This is a genomic window from Variovorax sp. GW821-FHT10C12 (assembly GCF_059415405.1).
The window spans coordinates 2664003-2680757 of sequence record NZ_JBWKNE010000001.1 but is presented as its reverse complement, the minus strand read 5'-3'; the positions used below and the strand labels follow the sequence as shown (position 1 = coordinate 2680757).

The 16755-nt window shown below is 65.2% G+C and carries 18 protein-coding genes and 1 tRNA gene; all 19 read left to right on the top strand.

Going from position 1 to position 16755, the window contains the following annotated elements; all coding sequences use genetic code 11:
- Positions 1–2 precede the first annotated feature (2 nt).
- Positions 3–797 (top strand): helix-turn-helix transcriptional regulator, encoded by a 795-nt coding sequence (locus tag AC07OH_RS12560; RefSeq protein ID WP_495300866.1) that lies wholly within the window; start codon positions 3–5, stop codon positions 795–797.
- A gap of 84 nt (positions 798–881) precedes the next feature.
- Positions 882–1892 carry a DMT family transporter gene (locus AC07OH_RS12555; protein WP_495300865.1) on the top strand — a complete coding sequence of 337 codons (1011 nt, stop codon included), beginning with the start codon at positions 882–884 and terminating at the stop codon, positions 1890–1892.
- Complete coding sequence (rpsO, locus tag AC07OH_RS12550) at positions 1889–2155, top strand: 30S ribosomal protein S15 (protein ID WP_056579564.1); 267 nt, start codon at positions 1889–1891, stop codon at positions 2153–2155. The genes AC07OH_RS12555 and rpsO overlap by 4 nt, the downstream gene beginning before the upstream one ends.
- Before the next feature lie 204 nt (positions 2156–2359).
- Positions 2360–4699 (top strand): polyribonucleotide nucleotidyltransferase, encoded by a 2340-nt coding sequence (gene pnp / locus AC07OH_RS12545; RefSeq protein ID WP_489058752.1) that lies wholly within the window; start codon positions 2360–2362, stop codon positions 4697–4699.
- 90 nt (positions 4700–4789) lie between these two features.
- Positions 4790–5788, top strand: a complete 999-nt coding sequence (locus tag AC07OH_RS12540; protein WP_495300864.1) for an NAD(P)H-quinone oxidoreductase — start codon at positions 4790–4792, stop codon at positions 5786–5788.
- Positions 5789–5801: 13 nt separating this feature from the next.
- Positions 5802–6566, top strand: coding sequence for a triose-phosphate isomerase (gene tpiA, locus AC07OH_RS12535; RefSeq protein ID WP_495300863.1), 765 nt, complete (start codon positions 5802–5804; stop codon positions 6564–6566).
- Between the two features lie 38 nt (positions 6567–6604).
- Positions 6605–7018 carry a preprotein translocase subunit SecG gene (gene secG, locus AC07OH_RS12530; RefSeq protein ID WP_495300862.1) on the top strand — a complete coding sequence of 138 codons (414 nt, stop codon included), beginning with the start codon at positions 6605–6607 and terminating at the stop codon, positions 7016–7018.
- A 119-nt stretch (positions 7019–7137) separates the two neighbouring features.
- A tRNA-Leu gene (locus tag AC07OH_RS12525) sits at positions 7138–7222 on the top strand.
- Positions 7223–7289: 67 nt separating this feature from the next.
- On the top strand, positions 7290–7649 hold the full coding sequence (locus AC07OH_RS12520; protein WP_055805154.1) for an NADH-quinone oxidoreductase subunit A: 360 nt from the start codon (positions 7290–7292) through the stop codon (positions 7647–7649).
- 15 nt (positions 7650–7664) lie between these two features.
- Positions 7665–8144 carry a NuoB/complex I 20 kDa subunit family protein gene (locus AC07OH_RS12515; protein WP_007837763.1) on the top strand — a complete coding sequence of 160 codons (480 nt, stop codon included), beginning with the start codon at positions 7665–7667 and terminating at the stop codon, positions 8142–8144.
- Between the two features lie 13 nt (positions 8145–8157).
- The gene (locus AC07OH_RS12510; RefSeq protein ID WP_495300861.1) at positions 8158–8769 is read left to right on the top strand and encodes an NADH-quinone oxidoreductase subunit C; all 612 of its coding nucleotides are present in this window, start codon (positions 8158–8160) and stop codon (positions 8767–8769) included.
- Between the two features lie 5 nt (positions 8770–8774).
- Positions 8775–10028, top strand: coding sequence for an NADH-quinone oxidoreductase subunit D (locus AC07OH_RS12505; RefSeq protein WP_099791021.1), 1254 nt, complete (start codon positions 8775–8777; stop codon positions 10026–10028).
- A 10-nt stretch (positions 10029–10038) separates the two neighbouring features.
- Entirely contained in the window at positions 10039–10581 is a 543-nt protein-coding gene (locus tag AC07OH_RS12500; protein ID WP_099791019.1) for an NADH-quinone oxidoreductase subunit NuoE family protein, read from the top strand.
- Entirely contained in the window at positions 10581–11921 is a 1341-nt protein-coding gene (gene nuoF, locus AC07OH_RS12495; protein ID WP_159271073.1) for an NADH-quinone oxidoreductase subunit NuoF, read from the top strand. The genes AC07OH_RS12500 and nuoF overlap by 1 nt, the downstream gene beginning before the upstream one ends.
- Positions 11922–11941: 20 nt before the next feature.
- Positions 11942–14113 (top strand): NADH-quinone oxidoreductase subunit NuoG, encoded by a 2172-nt coding sequence (gene nuoG / locus AC07OH_RS12490; protein ID WP_495300860.1) that lies wholly within the window; start codon positions 11942–11944, stop codon positions 14111–14113.
- On the top strand, positions 14110–15186 hold the full coding sequence (gene nuoH / locus AC07OH_RS12485; protein ID WP_495300859.1) for an NADH-quinone oxidoreductase subunit NuoH: 1077 nt from the start codon (positions 14110–14112) through the stop codon (positions 15184–15186). The genes nuoG and nuoH overlap by 4 nt, the downstream gene beginning before the upstream one ends.
- 18 nt (positions 15187–15204) lie before the next feature.
- Complete coding sequence (nuoI, locus tag AC07OH_RS12480; protein ID WP_062475395.1) at positions 15205–15750, top strand: NADH-quinone oxidoreductase subunit NuoI; 546 nt, start codon at positions 15205–15207, stop codon at positions 15748–15750.
- Positions 15751–15787: 37 nt separating this feature from the next.
- Positions 15788–16447, top strand: coding sequence for an NADH-quinone oxidoreductase subunit J (locus AC07OH_RS12475; RefSeq protein WP_062475392.1), 660 nt, complete (start codon positions 15788–15790; stop codon positions 16445–16447).
- Positions 16444–16752 carry an NADH-quinone oxidoreductase subunit NuoK gene (gene nuoK / locus AC07OH_RS12470; protein WP_056579591.1) on the top strand — a complete coding sequence of 103 codons (309 nt, stop codon included), beginning with the start codon at positions 16444–16446 and terminating at the stop codon, positions 16750–16752. The genes AC07OH_RS12475 and nuoK overlap by 4 nt, the downstream gene beginning before the upstream one ends.
- Positions 16753–16755: the final 3 nt, after the last annotated feature.

The window sequence follows — 16755 nt, the reverse complement described above, 5'->3', positions numbered from 1 at the left end:
GCATGGCCTCGAGGTCCGCGCCCGTCGATGCCGTGCGCATCCGCGGCTCGGCGCTGCCGGGCCTGCAGGCGATCGCGGCCGAATCGAGCCGCAGCTTTCCGCGCCACATGCACGACGTGTTCGGCATCGGCGTGATGGACCGCGGCGGACAGCGCTCGGCCAGCGGGCGCGGCGCGGTCGAGGCGGTGCGCGGCGACGTCATCACGGTGAATCCGGGCGAGGTGCACGACGGCGTCGCGATGCGCGGCGAAGCGCGGGCTTGGCGCATGCTGCATCTGGCGCCTGCGCTGCTGTCGGACGGTGTGCCGCCGGGGTTCGAACTGACGCGGCCGGTGCTGAGCGATCCGGCGCTGCGGCAGGGCTTCGACCGGCTGTTCGCGGCCGTCGTCGAAGGCGATGAGGCGCTGGCGCTGGAACAGGGCGTGCTGCAACTGCTGCGTGATGCACCCGGCGCGCGGGCTCCCGAATCGCCACGGCGCGTGGCGCCGGCAGCGATGGAACGCGCACGTGCACGCATCGCCGACGACTGCATTCACGCGCCCACGCTCGCCGAACTGGCGCGCGAGGCGGGCCTGAGCCGCTACCAGCTGTTGCGCGGGTTTGCGGCGGCCTTCGGGCTGCCGCCGCATGCCTGGCTGCAGCAGTGCCGGCTGTCGCGCGCCCGCCGGTTGATCGCGCAGGGCAGGGCGCTGGCCGATGTCGCAGCCGGCGCGGGCTTCTCTGATCAGAGTCACATGACGCGGGCCTTTGTGCGCTTCCTGGGCTTCACGCCCGGGGCGTATGCGGCGGCGCGCTAGCTCGATTCCTGCAATTTCGTTCAAGACCGCCGCGCCCCTGGCGGGAGACGCTCGCGCTTTCTGCAAAACGGAAGGCGAAGAAGCATGTCGGAACGAAGCAAGGGAATGTGGCTGTGCGCGCTCGCGATGGTCACGGTCGGCAGCACGGTGGTCGCGAGCAAGCTCATTGCGAGCGGCCTGCCGCCGTTCACGGCGACCGCGCTGCGCTTTGCGCTGGCGCTGCCCGTGTTCGTGGCGCTCATGGGGTTCCTGCGCGCCCGCTGGCCGCGCCCCGACCGCCACGACGCCGTGCTGCTGCTGTGCCAGGCGGCGGCGGGCAGCGTCGGCTACACGGTGCTGCTGATCCTGGGCGTGCGCTGGGCGCCGGCCGCCGACGCGGGCGTGGTGACCGGCACGCTGCCGGCCATGGCCGCGCTGGTCGCGGTTCTGGCGCTGCGCGAGCGGCCGGGGCGCTATCTGGTGGGCGGGATCGTGCTCGCGAGCCTGGGCGTGCTGGCGATCACGCTGCGTCCGGGCGAAGGGGGCGGCGAGCGCACGTCGACCGCGCTGCTCGGCAACCTGCTGGTGCTGGGGGCGGTGGCGCTCGAGTCGCTGTTCATCCTGCTCAACAAGCGGCTGCGCGTGCCGCTGGCGCCGCTCGTGCAATCGACCGCGATGGTCGCGCTGGGGCTGCTGCTGTCTGTGATCCCCGCACTGCTGGAGCGCGCCTGGCTTCAGCCGGTGCCGACCGAGGCGCTGGCCGGGGTGGCCTACTACGCGCTGGTGCCGACGGTGGCGGGCTTCCTGCTCTGGTACGCGGGCGCCGCCCGGCTGCGGGGCGCCGAGGCGGCGTTGTTCACGGCGCTGATGCCGGTGTCGGCGCTGGTCCTGGCCGCGTGGTGGCTGGGGGAGGCCGTGGGGTGGGCCCAGGTCGCCGGCGGTGCCTGCGTGCTGGGTGCCGTGGGGCTGGTTTCGCTCGACGGAAGGCGGCGGGAAGGAGCGGTCAAGCCGGCCGATGTATACTCCCAAAGCTTTGCATGCCGCAAGGCGCACGGTGAGGGCAGTTCCAGTGCTCACCGCAAGTCAAACATCCCGGAACAAGGAAATTCAACATGATCGCAGCCTCCATCAAGGCCGAAGTTGTCAAGGACAACGCCCGTGCAGCCAACGACACCGGCAGCCCCGAAGTGCAAGTCGCACTGCTGACCGCCCGTATCAACGAGCTGACCCCCCACTTCAAGACGCACGCCAAGGACCACCACGGTCGTCGCGGCCTGCTGCGCATGGTCAGCCGCCGTCGCAAGCTCCTCGACTACCTCAAGTCCAAGGACGCCGAGCGTTACACCGCGCTGATCGCCAAGCTGGGTCTGCGCAAGTAATTCGAATCGCATGAAAAAACGCCTGGGTTAGTCCGCTAGCTCAGGCGTTTTTTACTTCGCGATCCACTTTCGGAGTGCCCAACAGAGCGAAGCTGTGTCATTCCAATGAAGTTCGCCCCGAGCTTCGCTGGAATGGCATCGTGTTCTGAGCAGCCTCCGCCCTTTGCGAATCCTGTGTGATTTGCTATCAAAATAGGAGCAATAATGAGCCTCTTCAACAAAATCACCAAGTCCTTCCAATGGGGCGACAAGACCGTCGTCATGGAAACCGGTGAAATCGCCCGCCAGGCGACCGGCGCCGTGCTGGTCGACATCGACGGCACCGTGATCCTGGCGACCGTGGTCGCTTCCAAGACCGCCAAGCCGGGTCAAGACTTCTTCCCGCTGACCGTCGACTACATCGAGAAGACCTACGCCGCGGGCAAGATCCCCGGCAGCTTCTTCAAGCGCGAAGCCAAGCCCAGCGAGCACGAAACCCTGACCAGCCGCCTGATCGACCGTCCGATCCGCCCGCTGTTCCCCGAGGGTTTCCTGAACGAAGTGCACGTGGTGATCCACACCGTGTCGCTGAACCCTGAAGTCGACGCCGACATCGCCGCCATGATCGGCGTGAGCGCCGCGCTGTCGATCTCCGGCATCCCGTTCAGCGGCCCGATCGGTGCCGCCCGCGTGGGTTACATCAACGGCCAGTACGTGCTGAATCCGGGCCCCACCGCCCGCAAGGATTCGCAGATGGACCTCGTCGTCGCCGGCACGCAAGCCGCCGTGCTGATGGTCGAATCCGAAGCCCAGCAACTCAGCGAAGAAATCATGCTGGGTGGCGTGGTGTTCGGTCACGAGCAGGCCAACATCGCGATCAACGCGATCCACGACCTCGTGCGCGACGCCGGCAAGCCGGAATGGCTCAAGGAAGGCACCTGGGTGCCTGAAGCCAAGGACGAAGACTTCATCGCCAAGATCAACGGCCTGGCCGAAGAAAAGCTGCGCGCCGTCTACCAGATCCGCAGCAAGCAAGCCCGCACGCAAGCCCTGCGCGAAGCCAATGCCAGCGTCTTCACGGCCCTGAAGGCTGAAGGCGCCGAGTTCGACGCCGGCAAGGTCAGCGACCTGCTGTTCGCGATCGAATCGCGCATCGTGCGCGGCCAGATCCTGCAAGGCGAGCCGCGCATCGACGGCCGCGACACGCGCACCGTGCGCCCCATCGAAATCCGCAACTCCGTGCTGCCCCGCACCCACGGCTCGGCGCTGTTCACGCGCGGCGAGACGCAGGGCCTGGTCGTCACCACGCTCGGCACCGAGCGCGACGCACAGCGCATCGACGCGCTGGCCGGCGAGTACGAAGACCGCTTCCTGTTCCACTACAACATGCCTCCCTTTGCCACCGGTGAAGTGGGCCGCATGGGCTCCACCAAGCGCCGCGAAGTGGGCCACGGCCGTCTGGCCAAGCGCGCGCTCGTCGCCGTGCTGCCGACCAAGGAAGAATTCCCGTACACCATCCGCGTGGTGTCGGAAATCACCGAGTCGAACGGCTCCTCGTCGATGGCTTCGGTCTGCGGCGGCTGCCTCTCGATGATGGACGCTGGCGTGCCCATGAAGGCGCACGTGGCCGGTATCGCCATGGGCCTGATCAAGGAAGACAACCGCTTCGCGGTGCTGACCGACATCCTGGGTGACGAAGATCACCTGGGCGACATGGACTTCAAGGTGGCCGGCACGACCAACGGCATCACCGCGCTGCAGATGGACATCAAGATCCAGGGCATCACCAAGGAAATCATGCAGGTCGCACTGGCGCAGGCCAAGGAAGCGCGCATGCACATCCTGGGCAAGATGCAAGAAGCGATGGGCGAAGCCAAGGCCGACGTGTCGCAGTTCGCACCGCGCCTGACCACGCTGAAGATCAACCCCGAGAAGATCCGCGACGTGATCGGCAAGGGCGGCGCGGTCATCCGTGGTCTGCAGGAAGAAACCGGCACGACGATCAACATCGACGAAGACGGCACCATCACCATCGCCTCGACCGATCCGGAAAAGGCCGAATTCGCCAAGAAGCGCATCGAGCAGATCACCGCTGAAGTCGAAATCGGCAAGGTCTACGAAGGCCCGATCACCAAGATCCTGGACTTCGGCGCACTGGTCAACCTGCTGCCCGGCAAGGACGGCCTGCTGCACATCAGCCAGATCGCGCACGAGCGCGTCGAGAAGGTGACCGACTACCTGAGCGAAGGCCAGATCGTGAAGGTCAAGGTTCTCGAGACCGACGAAAAGGGCCGCGTCAAGCTGTCCATGAAGGCCTTGACCGAGCGTCCGGCCGGCATGGAATACAGCGAGCGCCCGCCGCGTGAAGACCGCGGCGATCGCGGTGACCGTGGCGGCGACCGCCGTGAGCGTTCGGACCGTGGCGATCGCGGCGGCGACCGTGGTGGTGATCGTGGCGAGCGCGCACCGCGCTTCAACGACCAGCAGCAACAGCCCCGCGGCGAGCAGCAACAGCAGCCCGCCGGCGAGTCGCAGCAGCAAGCGCCGCGCGAACCGCAGGAGTAAGCAGTGAGGCGCGACGGCCCAGTGCCGTCGCCTCTCGTGGACAGCCACTGATGCCCGCCCCTGTGCGGGCATCCGAGTCTCGGAGACCCCATGAAAGCCATTGAGATCACTTCGTACGGCGCCCCTGAGGTGCTGCGCGTCGCTGCGCGTCCCGACCCGGTGGCGGGCGAGGGCGAGCTGCTGATCCGCGTGGCGGCCAGCGGCGTGAATCGCCCGGACGTGCTGCAGCGGATGGGGCACTACCCCGTGCCGCCCGGCGCCTCCGACCTGCCGGGCCTCGAAGTGGCCGGCGAGATCGTGTCGGGCGACGCCAAGGCGCTGGCCGACGCGGGCTTCAAGGTCGGCGACCGCGTGTGCGCATTGGTCGCCGGTGGCGGCTACGCCGAGCTGTGCGTGGCGCCCGTGGCGCAATGCCTGCCGGTGCCCAAGGGCTGGAGCGACATCGAGGCGGCCTCGCTGCCCGAGACCTTCTTCACCGTCTGGAGCAATGTGTTCGAGCGCGGCCGCCTGCAGAAGGGCGAGACCCTGCTGATCCAGGGCGGCTCGAGCGGCATCGGCGTCACGGCGATCCAGATCGCCAAGGCGCTCGGCGCGACCGTGATCGTCACGGCCGGCAGCGACGACAAGTGCGAAGCCTGCCTGAAGCTCGGTGCCGACCACGCGATCAACTACCGCACGAGCGATTTCGTCGAAGCGGCGAAGCAGCTCACGGGCGGCAAGGGCGTGGACGTGGTGCTCGACATGGTGGCGGGCGACTACGTGGCGCGCGAGGTCGAGTGCCTGGCCGAAGACGGCCGGCTGGTGATCATTGCGGTGCAGGGCGGTGTGAAGAGCGAGATCAACGCGGGCCTCGTGCTGCGTCGTCGGCTCACGATCACCGGCTCGACGCTGCGTCCGCGGCCGGTGGCGTTCAAGGGCGCCATCGCCAAGGCTTTGCGTGAAAAGGTCTGGCCGTTGCTCGAAAGCGGCGCAGTCAAGCCCGTGATCCACAGCACCTATGCGGCAGCAGGTGAGCCCAGCGGCGCGGCCCAGGCGCACACCCTGATGGAATCGAACCAGCACATCGGCAAGATCGTGCTGACTTGGTGAGACGAACAACGCGATGACAACCTTCAAGAAACTGATTGCCGGCAACTGGAAGATGAATGGCGGCCTGGCCGCCAACGAGGCGCTGGTGAAGGCCCTGCAGCAAGGGCTGGCTGCCAGCCCTGCGGCTTGCGGTGTTGCGCTGTGTGCGCCTGCGCCGTACTTTGCCCAACTGCAATCGCTGCTGGCGGGCACGCCGTCGCTGGCCCTCGGTGCGCAGGACATTTCGGCGCACCCGCAAGGTGCGTTCACCGGCGAGCAATCGGCAGCGATGCTGAAGGATTTCGGTGTGCGCTATGCCATCGTGGGTCATTCGGAGCGTCGCCAGTACCACGGCGAGACCGATGATGCCGTGGCGGCCAAGACGGCGGCGGCGCTGGCGAACGGCATCACGCCGATCGTCTGTGTCGGCGAGACGCTGGCACAGCGCGAAGCAGGGCAGACCGAAGAGGTCGTCAAGCGCCAGCTGGCTGCTGTGATCCATCTGAATGGCCACTGCATCAGTGAAATCGTCGTGGCCTACGAGCCGGTCTGGGCCATCGGCACGGGCAAGACGGCTTCGCCGGAACAGGCGCAGGCGGTGCATGCCGTGCTGCGTGCGCAACTGCACCATGCGGCGAGCGAGCACGCCGCGGGCATCAAGATTCTGTACGGCGGCAGCATGAACGCGGCGAATGCCGCCGAACTGCTGGCGCAGGCCGACATCGACGGCGGCCTCATCGGCGGCGCCTCGCTCAAGGCGCTCGACTTTCTGCAGATCATTTCTGCCGCTGCACGCTGATCGCGGCAACGGCAGCCATCACTTAGGAGTAAGAACGAATGAACGTGGTCCTCAATCTTCTGGTCGGCGTGCAAATGCTGGCGGCGCTGGCAATGATCGGCCTGATCCTGATCCAGCACGGCAAGGGTGCCGACATGGGCGCGGCCTTCGGCAGCGGCAGTGCAGGCAGCCTGTTCGGCGCCAGCGGCAGTGCCAACTTCCTCTCGCGCACCACGGCCGTGCTGGCTGCGGTGTTCTTCGCCTGCACGCTGCTGCTGGCCTACTTCAGCCACGCACGTCCTGCGGGCGGTGGCAGCCTGCTGGAACGCGCAGCCGTGGGTGCACCTGCCGTACCGGTTGCTCCTGCGACGACGGGCGCTGCGGGCGAAATCCCTGCTGCAGCAGCACCTGCCAAGGCCGCTTCGGCGCCTGCAGCACCCGTTTCGGGCTCCGGCCAGATTCCGGCCAAGTAATCAGGTTGTTTTCATGCAGCCGTTCGTGAGAAACGGCTTCATTTCAGGGTAAACTCTAAATCTGTTCAGAAAGCCAAATGCCTCAACGGCACCTCATGCCATCTGGACAGTTAAAAACCGCGGTCGTGGTGAAATTGGTAGACACGCTATCTTGAGGGGGTAGTGGCGAAAGCTGTGCGAGTTCGAGTCTCGCCGACCGCACCAAATCTCACCGGCAGAAGATCTCTATCCAGAGGCTCTTCTGTCGGTGGCAAGCGGTGAAAATTTCTCGATGAACCTCGATTCCTACCTTCCCGTCCTTTTGTTCATTTTGGTCGGGGTCGGCGTAGGCGTCGCCCCGCAAGTCATCGGATACATCCTCGGGCCCAATCGGCCCGACGCTGCGAAGAATGCGCCCTACGAGTGCGGCTTCGAGGCCTTCGAGGATGCGCGCATGAAGTTCGACGTGCGCTATTACCTCGTCGCGATTCTCTTCATCCTCTTCGATCTCGAAATTGCCTTTCTCTTTCCGTGGGCCATTGCGCTCAAGGAAATCGGCGCTGTTGGCTTCTGGGCCATGATGATCTTTCTCGCCATCCTCGTCGTGGGCTTTGTCTACGAGTGGAAAAAAGGCGCGCTCGACTGGGAATGACAAGGAAGCAACACGATGGCCATTGAAGGCGTTCTCAAAGAAGGCTTCGTCACCACGACCTACGACTCGGTCGTGAACTGGGCGAAGACCGGATCTCTCTGGCCGATGACGTTCGGCCTCGCATGCTGTGCGGTCGAGATGATGCATGCGGGTGCTGCCCGCTACGACATCGACCGTTTCGGCATGTTGTTCCGCCCCAGCCCGCGACAGTCCGATCTGATGATCGTGGCCGGCACGCTGTGCAACAAGATGGCGCCGGCGCTGCGCAAGGTCTACGACCAGATGCCCGAGCCGCGCTGGGTGCTCTCGATGGGCTCCTGCGCGAATGGCGGCGGTTACTACCACTACAGCTATTCCGTGGTGCGTGGCTGCGACCGCATCGTGCCGGTCGACGTCTATGTGCCGGGTTGCCCGCCCACCGCTGAAGCACTGCTGTACGGCGTGATTCAGCTGCAGCAGAAGATTCGCCGCACCAACACCATTGCCCGCGCCTGAGAGATTGCCGACGATGACTGACTTTGCAATTTCGCCGGAGGTGCTGCGCGCCACGATCGCCGAGGCGCTCGGCGCCAAGGCCAAGAGCGTGACGCTCGCGCTTGAGGAAGTGACCGTCGTGGTCAGTGCTGTCGACTACATCGATGCAGCAACGCTGCTGCGCGATGCGCCCGGCTGCCGCTTCGAGCAGCTGATCGACCTCTGCGGCATGGACTATTCCGACTACCGCGAAGGCGAGTGGCAGGGCGATCGCTACTGCGTCGTCTCGCACCTGCTCTCCGTGAGTCTCAACCAGCGCGTGCGCCTGAAGGTGTTTGCGCCGAATGAAGACCTGCCCGTGGTCGATTCGCTCCAGCCCGTCTGGAGTGCCGCCACCTGGTTCGAGCGCGAAGCCTTCGACCTGTACGGCATCGTGTTCGACGGCCACGACGACCTGCGCCGCATCCTGACCGACTACGGCTTCATCGGCCATCCGTTCCGCAAGGACTTCCCGGTGTCGGGTCACGTCGAAATGCGCTACGACGAAGAGCAGAAGCGCGTGGTCTACCAGCCGGTCTCGATCGAGCCGCGCGAAATCACGCCGCGCGTGATCCGCGAAGACAACTACGGCGGCGGTTTGCACTGACAGATATGGCCGAAATCAAGAACTACACACTCAACTTCGGTCCCCAGCACCCCGCAGCACACGGCGTGCTGCGCCTGGTGCTCGAGCTGGACGGCGAAGTGATCCAGCGTGCCGACCCCCACATCGGCCTGCTGCACCGTGCGACCGAGAAGCTCGCCGAATCGCGCACCTTCATCCAGTCACTGCCCTACATGGACCGCCTCGACTACGTGTCGATGATGTCCAACGAGCACGCCTACTGCCTCGCCATCGAGCGGATGATGGGCCTGGACGTGCCGATCCGCGCGCAGTACATCCGCGTGATGTTCGCCGAGATCACCCGCCTGCTGAACCACCTGCTGTGGCTCGGTGCGCACGGTCTCGACTGCGGCGCGATGAACATGCTCATCTACTGCTTCCGCGAGCGTGAAGACCTGTTCGACATGTACGAAGCCGTGTCCGGCGCGCGCATGCACGCGGCGTACTTCCGTCCGGGCGGCGTCTACCGCGACCTGCCGGATTCGATGCCGCAGTACAAGGTCAGCAAGATCAAGAACGCGAAGGCGATCGAGCGTCTGAACGAGAACCGCCAGGGTTCGCTGCTCGACTTCATCGACGACTTCTGCAAGCGCTTCCCGAAGATGGTCGACGAGTACGAGACGCTGCTCACCGACAACCGCATCTGGAAGCAGCGCACCGTGGGCATCGGCGTGGTCACGCCGGAGCGCGCGCTGAACCTCGGCTTCACCGGTCCGATGCTGCGTGGCTCGGGCGTCGAATGGGACCTGCGCAAGAAGCAGCCCTACGACGTCTACGACCAGATGCTGTTCGACGTGCCCGTGGGCAAGACCGGCGACTGCTACGACCGCTACCTCGTGCGCGTGGAAGAAATGCGCCAGGCCAACAAGATCATCCAGCAGTGCTCGGCATGGCTGCGCGTGAATCCGGGTCCGGTTATCACCGACAACCACAAGGTTGCTGCCCCTGCGCGCGAATCGATGAAGGCGAACATGGAGGAGCTGATCCACCATTTCAAGCTCTTCACCGAAGGCTTCCATGTGCCCGAAGGCGAAGCGTATGCCGCCGTCGAGCACCCCAAGGGCGAATTCGGCATCTATCTCGTGAGCGACGGCGCCAACAAGCCGTACCGCCTGAAGATCCGCGCCCCGGGCTTCCCGCACCTCGCTGCCCTCGACGAAATGTCGCGCGGCCACATGATCGCCGACGCTGTCGCGGTGATCGGCACGATGGACATCGTGTTCGGCGAAATCGACAGGTGAGAAAGAGCGAATGACGACTTCCTCAACCCATCACCATGACGCGGTGCCTTCGGCGCCGTTGAAGGCCGCCATCCTCGAGCGCTTTGCGCGCGAGGTCGCGAAGTACCCCGAAGCCGGAAAACAGTCGGCCGTGATGGCCTGCCTGGCCATCGTCCAGCAGGACGAAGGCTTCGTGAGTGTGCAGCGCGAGCGCGAGATCGCCGCCTACCTCGGCATGGCGCCCATCGCCGTGCACGAAGTGACGACCTTCTACAACATGTACAACCAGCATCCGGTGGGCAAGTTCAAGCTCAACGTGTGCACCAACCTGCCGTGCCAGCTGCGCGACGGCGTCACCGCGCTCGTGCACCTCGAGAAGAAGCTCGGCATCAAGATGGGCGAGACCACGGCCGACGGCCTGTTCACGCTGCAGCAGAGCGAATGCCTCGGCGCCTGCGCCGATTCGCCCGTGATGCTGGTCAACGACCGCACCATGTGCAGCTTCATGAGCAACGACAAGCTCGACCAGCTCATCGACGGTTTGCGCAGTGCCAAGCCAGGGGAGGCTTCGTGATGACGCCCGAACAGGTTCTCTCGCAATTCCAGGCCACCGGTGTCCAGACCTGCTTCCATGACCGCCACATCGGCGCTCAGATCTATGCAGGCCTCGATGGCACCAACTGGCATCTGGCCGACTACGAAGCGCGCGGCGGCTACCAGGCGCTGCGCAAGATCCTCACAGAGGGCCTGACACCCGACCAGGTGATCGCCGAAGTGAAGGCTTCGGGCCTGCGCGGCCGTGGCGGCGCAGGCTTCCCCACCGGCCTGAAGTGGAGCTTCATGCCCCGCCAGTTCCCGGGCCAGAAGTACCTCGTCTGCAATTCGGACGAAGGCGAGCCCGGCACGTGCAAGGACCGCGACATCCTGCAGTTCAATCCGCACATCGTGATCGAAGGCATGGCCATCGCCGCGTATGCGATGGGCATCAGTGTGGGCTACAACTACATCCACGGCGAGATCTTCCAAAGCTACGACCGCTTCGAGGCCGCCCTCGAAGAGGCGCGCGCCGCGGGCTATCTCGGCGACAAGATCATGGGCAGCACGTACAACTTCCAGTTGCACGCGGCCCACGGCTTCGGTGCCTACATCTGCGGCGAAGAAACCGCGCTGCTCGAATCGCTCGAAGGCAAGAAGGGCCAGCCGCGCTTCAAGCCGCCGTTCCCGGCGAGCTTCGGCCTGTACGGCAAGCCGACCACCATCAACAACACCGAGACCTTCGCGGCGGTGCCCTGGATCATCCGCAACGGCGGCCAGGCCTACCTCGAGTGCGGCAAGCCGAACAACGGCGGCACCAAGATCTACTCGGTGAGCGGCGACGTCGAGTTGCCCGGCAACTACGAAGTGCCGATGGGCACGCCGTTCTCCAAGCTGCTCGAACTGGCCGGTGGCGTGCGCAAGGGTCGCACGCTCAAGGCCGTGATTCCCGGCGGCTCGTCGTCGCCGGTGCTGCCGGCCGACATCATGATGGCCTGCACCATGGACTACGACTCCATCGCCAAGGCCGGCTCCATGCTGGGCTCGGGCGCGGTGATCGTCATGGACGACAGCCGTTCGATGGTCGAGTCGCTCAAGCGCCTCTCGTACTTCTACATGCACGAGTCCTGCGGCCAGTGCACCCCCTGCCGCGAAGGCACGGGCTGGCTCTACCGTGTGGTGGACCGCATCCACAACGGCCAGGGCAAGCCCAGCGACATGCAGCTGCTGGACTCCGTGGCCGGCGACATCATGGGCCGCACCATCTGTGCGCTCGGCGATGCGGCAGCCATGCCCGTGCGCGCCATGATCAAGCACTTCCGCCATGAGTTCGAGGCCCTGATTCCGGGCCACGTCCCGACGGCGCCCGTCAAGGCCTGAGTGCGAGAAGAAACACAGACATGATCGAAATCGAACTCGACGGCAAGAAGGTCGAAGTGACCGAAGGCAGCATGGTGATGCATGCGGCCGAAAAGGCGGGCACCTACATTCCGCACTTCTGCTATCACAAGAAACTCAGCATCGCGGCCAACTGCCGCATGTGCCTGGTCGACGTGGAAAAGGCGCCCAAGCCGATGCCGGCCTGCGCCACGCCCGTCACGCAGGGCATGATCGTTCGCACCAAGAGCGACAAGGCCATCAAGGCCCAGCAGTCCGTCATGGAGTTCCTGCTGATCAACCACCCGCTGGATTGCCCCATCTGCGACCAGGGCGGTGAATGCCAGCTGCAGGATCTGGCCGTGGGCTACGGCGGTTCTTCTTCGCGTTACGAAGAAGAAAAGCGCGTCGTGTTCCACAAGGACGTCGGCCCGCTGATCAGTATGGAAGAAATGAGCCGCTGCATCCACTGCACGCGCTGCGTCCGTTTCGGCCAGGAAGTGGCCGGCGTGATGGAGCTGGGCATGTCGCATCGCGGCGAGCACTCCGAAATCGAAACCTTCCTCGGCGACTCGGTCGACTCCGAGCTGTCGGGCAACATGATCGACATCTGCCCGGTCGGCGCGCTCACGAGCAAGCCCTTCCGCTACAGCGCCCGCACCTGGGAACTGTCGCGCCGCAAGTCGGTGAGCCCGCACGACTCCACCGGTGCCAACCTGATCGTCCAGGTCAAGAACAACCGCGTGATGCGCGTGGTGCCGCTCGAGAACGAAGACGTCAACGAATGCTGGATCGCCGACCGCGACCGCTTCTCGTACGAAGCGCTCAACGGCACGGAACGCCTGACCCAGCCCATGCTGAAGCAGGGCGGCCAATGGCAGCAGGTCGACTGGCAGACGGCGCTCGAGTACGTCGCCAACGGCCTCAAGCAGATCAAGACCGACCACGGTGCGCAAAGCATCGGCACGTTGGTCAGCCCGCACAGCACGCTCGAAGAGCTGCAGCTCGCCGCCATGCTCACGCGTGAACTGGGCAGCGACAACATCGACTACCGCCTGCGCAACGCCGAATTCACGGCCTTCGAAGGCGTGCGCTGGCTCGGTACGTCGATCGCCTCGCTCACGCAAGTGCAGCGCGCGCTGGTCGTCGGTTCGAACCTGCGCAAGGAACACCCGCTGTTCGCGCAGCGCATCCGCCAGGCCGTGCGCAAGGGCGCCGCACTGTCGGTGATCACCTCGTCCAGCCTCATGGCCGACCGCGCTGCCTGGGCCATCGACGTGGCACAAGCGTCGATCGTCGAAGCCGACCAGTGGGTCGAGGCGCTGGCGGCCGTGGCTGCTGCCATCGGCCAGACCAACGGCGCTGCCGCACCGCTGGCACCGAAGAACGCGCCCGACGCCGCCGCGCAAGCCATCGCAGCCTCGCTGCTGAGCGGCGAGCGCAAGGCGATCCTGCTCGGCAATGCCGCCGCGCACCACGCACAAGCCAGCAGCCTGCTGGCCCTCGCGAACTGGATCGGCGCACAGACCGGCGCCACCGTCGGCTACCTGACCGAAGCCGGCAACACCGTGGGCGCACAACTCGTGGGTGCCTTCCCGCAGAACGGCGGCCTCGATGCCGGCCGCATGCTCGCCGCCGGCTCTGGCCTCAAGGCCGTGCTGCTGCTGAACACCGAGCCGGTGTTCGACTCGGCCGCCGGTGCTGCCGCCGCCGATGTCATCGGCAATGCGCAGATGGTGGTCACGCTGAGCCCCTTCAAGGCCAACCTCGAATTCAGCGACGTGCTGCTGCCCATCGCCCCGTTCACCGAAACGCCCGGCACCTTCGTCAATGCGGAAGGCCGCGTGCAGGGTTTCCATGCCGTCGTGAAGCCGCAAGGCGAAACGCGTCCGGCCTGGAAGGTGCTGCGCGTGCTGGCGAACCTGCTCGGCCTGCCGGGCTTCGCCTTCGAATCGACCGCCGAGGTGCTCGCCACCGTCGGTGACAAGGGCACCGTGCCGGCGAACGCGCTGAGCAACGCCACCACCGCCAAGGCCGTCGCGGCCAGCGGCGCCGCGGCCGCACCCGTGGTCGCGAGCATCTACCAGCTCGACTCGATCGTGCGTCGCGCACCGTCGCTGCAGCTGACCGCCGATGCGCGCAACGCATCGACCGCACCGGGTGCACCGGCGCGTGCCGAGGAGGCACTGGCATGATCGACGCAATTCATGGCTTCGGCCTGGGGCTGGTCGCCGCAGGCTGGTGGACGTCCGTCGTCTGGCCCGTGATCTGGACGCTGATCAAGATCATCGTCGTCGTGATCCCGCTGATGGGTGCCGTGGCGTACCTCACGCTGTGGGAACGCAAGGCCATCGGTTTCACGCAGATCCGCGTGGGCCCGAACCGCATCGGGCCGCTGGGCCTGCTGCAGCCGATCGCCGACGCGCTCAAGCTGATGACCAAGGAAATCATCCTTCCGACGGTCGCCAACAAGGGCCTGTTCCTGCTCGGCCCCATCATGACCATCATGCCGGCGCTGGCCGCATGGGCCGTGATTCCCTTCGGCCCCGACGTGGCATTGGCCAACATCAACGCCGGCCTGCTGTTCGTGATGGCCATCACCTCGCTCGAGGTGTACGGCGTGATCATCGCCGGCTGGGCCTCGAACTCGAAGTACGCCTTCCTGGGCGCGCTGCGCGCCTCGGCACAGATGGTGAGCTACGAAATCGCGATGGGCTTCTGCTTCGTCGTGGTGCTGATGGTCACGGGCAGCCTGAACATGTCCGACATCGTGACGGTGCAGGGCAAGGGCATGTTCCATGACATGGGCATTGGCTTCCTGTCGTGGAACTGGTTGCCGCTACTGCCGATCTTCGTCGTCTACTTCATCTCGGGTCTCGCCGAAACCAACCGCCACCCATTCGACGTGGTGGAAGGCGAGTCCGAAATCGTGGCCGGTCACATGATCGAGTACTCGGGCATGAGCTTCGCGATGTTCTTCCTGGCCGAGTACGCCAACATGTGGCTCGTCTCGATCCTGACCGTGGTGCTGTTCCTTGGCGGATGGCTGCCGCCGTTCGAGTTCCTGAGCTTCATTCCGGGCTGGATCTGGCTGGGCGCCAAGACCTTCTGCGTGGTCACCATGTTCCTGTGGGTGCGCTCGACGTTCCCGCGCTTCCGTTACGACCAGATCATGCGTCTGGGCTGGAAGATCTTCATTCCCGTCACCCTGGTGTGGCTGGTCGTGGTCGGTGGCTGGATGCAGACGCCGTTCAACATCTGGAAATAAGCAGGAAGCGACGACATCATGACTGCTTCACACACCGCCGGAGGGCTTGGACGCACCTCCAAGCTGGCCTCCGCACCTTTCTCGCTCAAGGACTTCCTGGGCAGCTTCATGCTGTTCGAACTGTTCAAGGGCCTGGCCATCACGGGCAAGTACGCCTTCGCGCGCAAGATCACCGTCCAGTTCCCCGAAGAGAAGACGCCGCTGTCGCCGCGTTTTCGCGGCCTGCACGCACTGCGCCGCTACGAGAACGGCGAAGAGCGCTGCATCGCCTGCAAGCTCTGCGAGGCCGTGTGCCCCGCACTGGCCATCACCATCGAATCCGACGTGCGTGACGACGGCTCGCGCCGCACCACGCGCTACGACATCGACCTGACCAAGTGCATCTTCTGCGGCTTCTGCGAAGAGAGCTGCCCGGTCGACTCGATCGTCGAGACGCACATCTTCGAATACCACGGCGAAAAGCGCGGCGACCTGTACTTCACCAAGGACATGCTGCTGGCCGTGGGCGACCGCTACGAAAAAGAAATCGCGGCGAACAAGGCGGCCGACGCCAAGTACCGCTGAGCCGGCTCCGCTCGAAACCCGTACCAATCGAATTCCAATGGACGTCAAGACCGGTCTGTTCTATCTGTTTGCCGCGGTGCTGCTGTTTGCAGCCTTCCGCGTCATCACCTCCCGCAACCCCGTGTACGCCGCGCTGTACCTGGTGCTGGCTTTCTTCCAGGCCTCGGCCATCTGGCTGCTGCTGCGCGCCGAGTTCCTGGCGATCTCGCTCGTGCTGGTGTACGTCGGTGCCGTGATGGTGCTGTTCCTGTTCGTCGTGATGATGCTGGACATCGACGTCGACGGCCTGCGAGAGGGCTTCTGGAAGCACTTCCCCCTGGCCGCAGGCATCGGTGCGCTCATCGCGCTCGAAATGGCGGCCGTGCTCATGGGCGGCTTCCGCCTGGGCGAAGGCCCGCGCGCCATGGCGACGACCTCGCCCAACAGCTCGAACACGCTCGAGCTGGGCAAGCTGCTGTATTCCGAATACCTCTACCCGCTGGAAATCGCCGCGGTCATCCTGCTGGTGGCCATCATTGCCGCCATTGCACTGACGCTGCGCACCCGCAAGGACAGCAAGTACGTCAACCCGTCGGACCAGGTGCGCGTGAAGGCGCGCGACCGCGTGCGCATCGTGCAGATGCCCGTCACACGTGCGGCCGAGCCGGTGGTTGAGGCCCCGGCAGCGGATGCAGCTGCAAAGGAAAACAAGGCATGACGCTCACGCTCGGACACTTTCTCTCGCTCGGCGCGATGCTCTTCGCGCTGTCGGTGATCGGCATCTTCCTGAATCGCAAGAACCTGATCGTGCTGCTCATGGCCATCGAGCTGATGCTGCTCGCGGTCAACATGAACTTCGTGGCCTTCTCGCACTACCTGGGCGACATGCACGGCCAGATCTTCGTGTTCTTCATCCTGACGGTGGCGGCGGCCGAATCGGCCATCGGCCTCGCGTTGCTGGTCCTGTTGTTCCGCAACAAGTCGAGCATCAACGTCGACGAACTCAACTCGCTCAAGGGTTGACAG

Bases quoted from the DNA above. Each gene is read 5' to 3' on its own strand.
- AC07OH_RS12560 (WP_495300866.1), top strand. From the start codon at position 3: ATGGCCTCGAGGTCCGCGCCCGTCGATGCCGTGCGCATCCGCGGCTCG.
- AC07OH_RS12555 (WP_495300865.1), top strand. From the start codon at position 882: ATGTCGGAACGAAGCAAGGGAATGTGGCTGTGCGCGCTCGCGATGGTC.
- rpsO (WP_056579564.1), top strand. From the start codon at position 1,889: ATGATCGCAGCCTCCATCAAGGCCGAAGTTGTCAAGGACAACGCCCGT.
- pnp (WP_489058752.1), top strand. From the start codon at position 2,360: ATGAGCCTCTTCAACAAAATCACCAAGTCCTTCCAATGGGGCGACAAG.
- AC07OH_RS12540 (WP_495300864.1), top strand. From the start codon at position 4,790: ATGAAAGCCATTGAGATCACTTCGTACGGCGCCCCTGAGGTGCTGCGC.
- tpiA (WP_495300863.1), top strand. From the start codon at position 5,802: ATGACAACCTTCAAGAAACTGATTGCCGGCAACTGGAAGATGAATGGC.
- secG (WP_495300862.1), top strand. From the start codon at position 6,605: ATGAACGTGGTCCTCAATCTTCTGGTCGGCGTGCAAATGCTGGCGGCG.
- AC07OH_RS12520 (WP_055805154.1), top strand. From the start codon at position 7,290: ATGAACCTCGATTCCTACCTTCCCGTCCTTTTGTTCATTTTGGTCGGG.
- AC07OH_RS12515 (WP_007837763.1), top strand. From the start codon at position 7,665: ATGGCCATTGAAGGCGTTCTCAAAGAAGGCTTCGTCACCACGACCTAC.
- AC07OH_RS12510 (WP_495300861.1), top strand. From the start codon at position 8,158: ATGACTGACTTTGCAATTTCGCCGGAGGTGCTGCGCGCCACGATCGCC.
- AC07OH_RS12505 (WP_099791021.1), top strand. From the start codon at position 8,775: ATGGCCGAAATCAAGAACTACACACTCAACTTCGGTCCCCAGCACCCC.
- AC07OH_RS12500 (WP_099791019.1), top strand. From the start codon at position 10,039: ATGACGACTTCCTCAACCCATCACCATGACGCGGTGCCTTCGGCGCCG.
- nuoF (WP_159271073.1), top strand. From the start codon at position 10,581: ATGACGCCCGAACAGGTTCTCTCGCAATTCCAGGCCACCGGTGTCCAG.
- nuoG (WP_495300860.1), top strand. From the start codon at position 11,942: ATGATCGAAATCGAACTCGACGGCAAGAAGGTCGAAGTGACCGAAGGC.
- nuoH (WP_495300859.1), top strand. From the start codon at position 14,110: ATGATCGACGCAATTCATGGCTTCGGCCTGGGGCTGGTCGCCGCAGGC.
- nuoI (WP_062475395.1), top strand. From the start codon at position 15,205: ATGACTGCTTCACACACCGCCGGAGGGCTTGGACGCACCTCCAAGCTG.
- AC07OH_RS12475 (WP_062475392.1), top strand. From the start codon at position 15,788: ATGGACGTCAAGACCGGTCTGTTCTATCTGTTTGCCGCGGTGCTGCTG.
- nuoK (WP_056579591.1), top strand. From the start codon at position 16,444: ATGACGCTCACGCTCGGACACTTTCTCTCGCTCGGCGCGATGCTCTTC.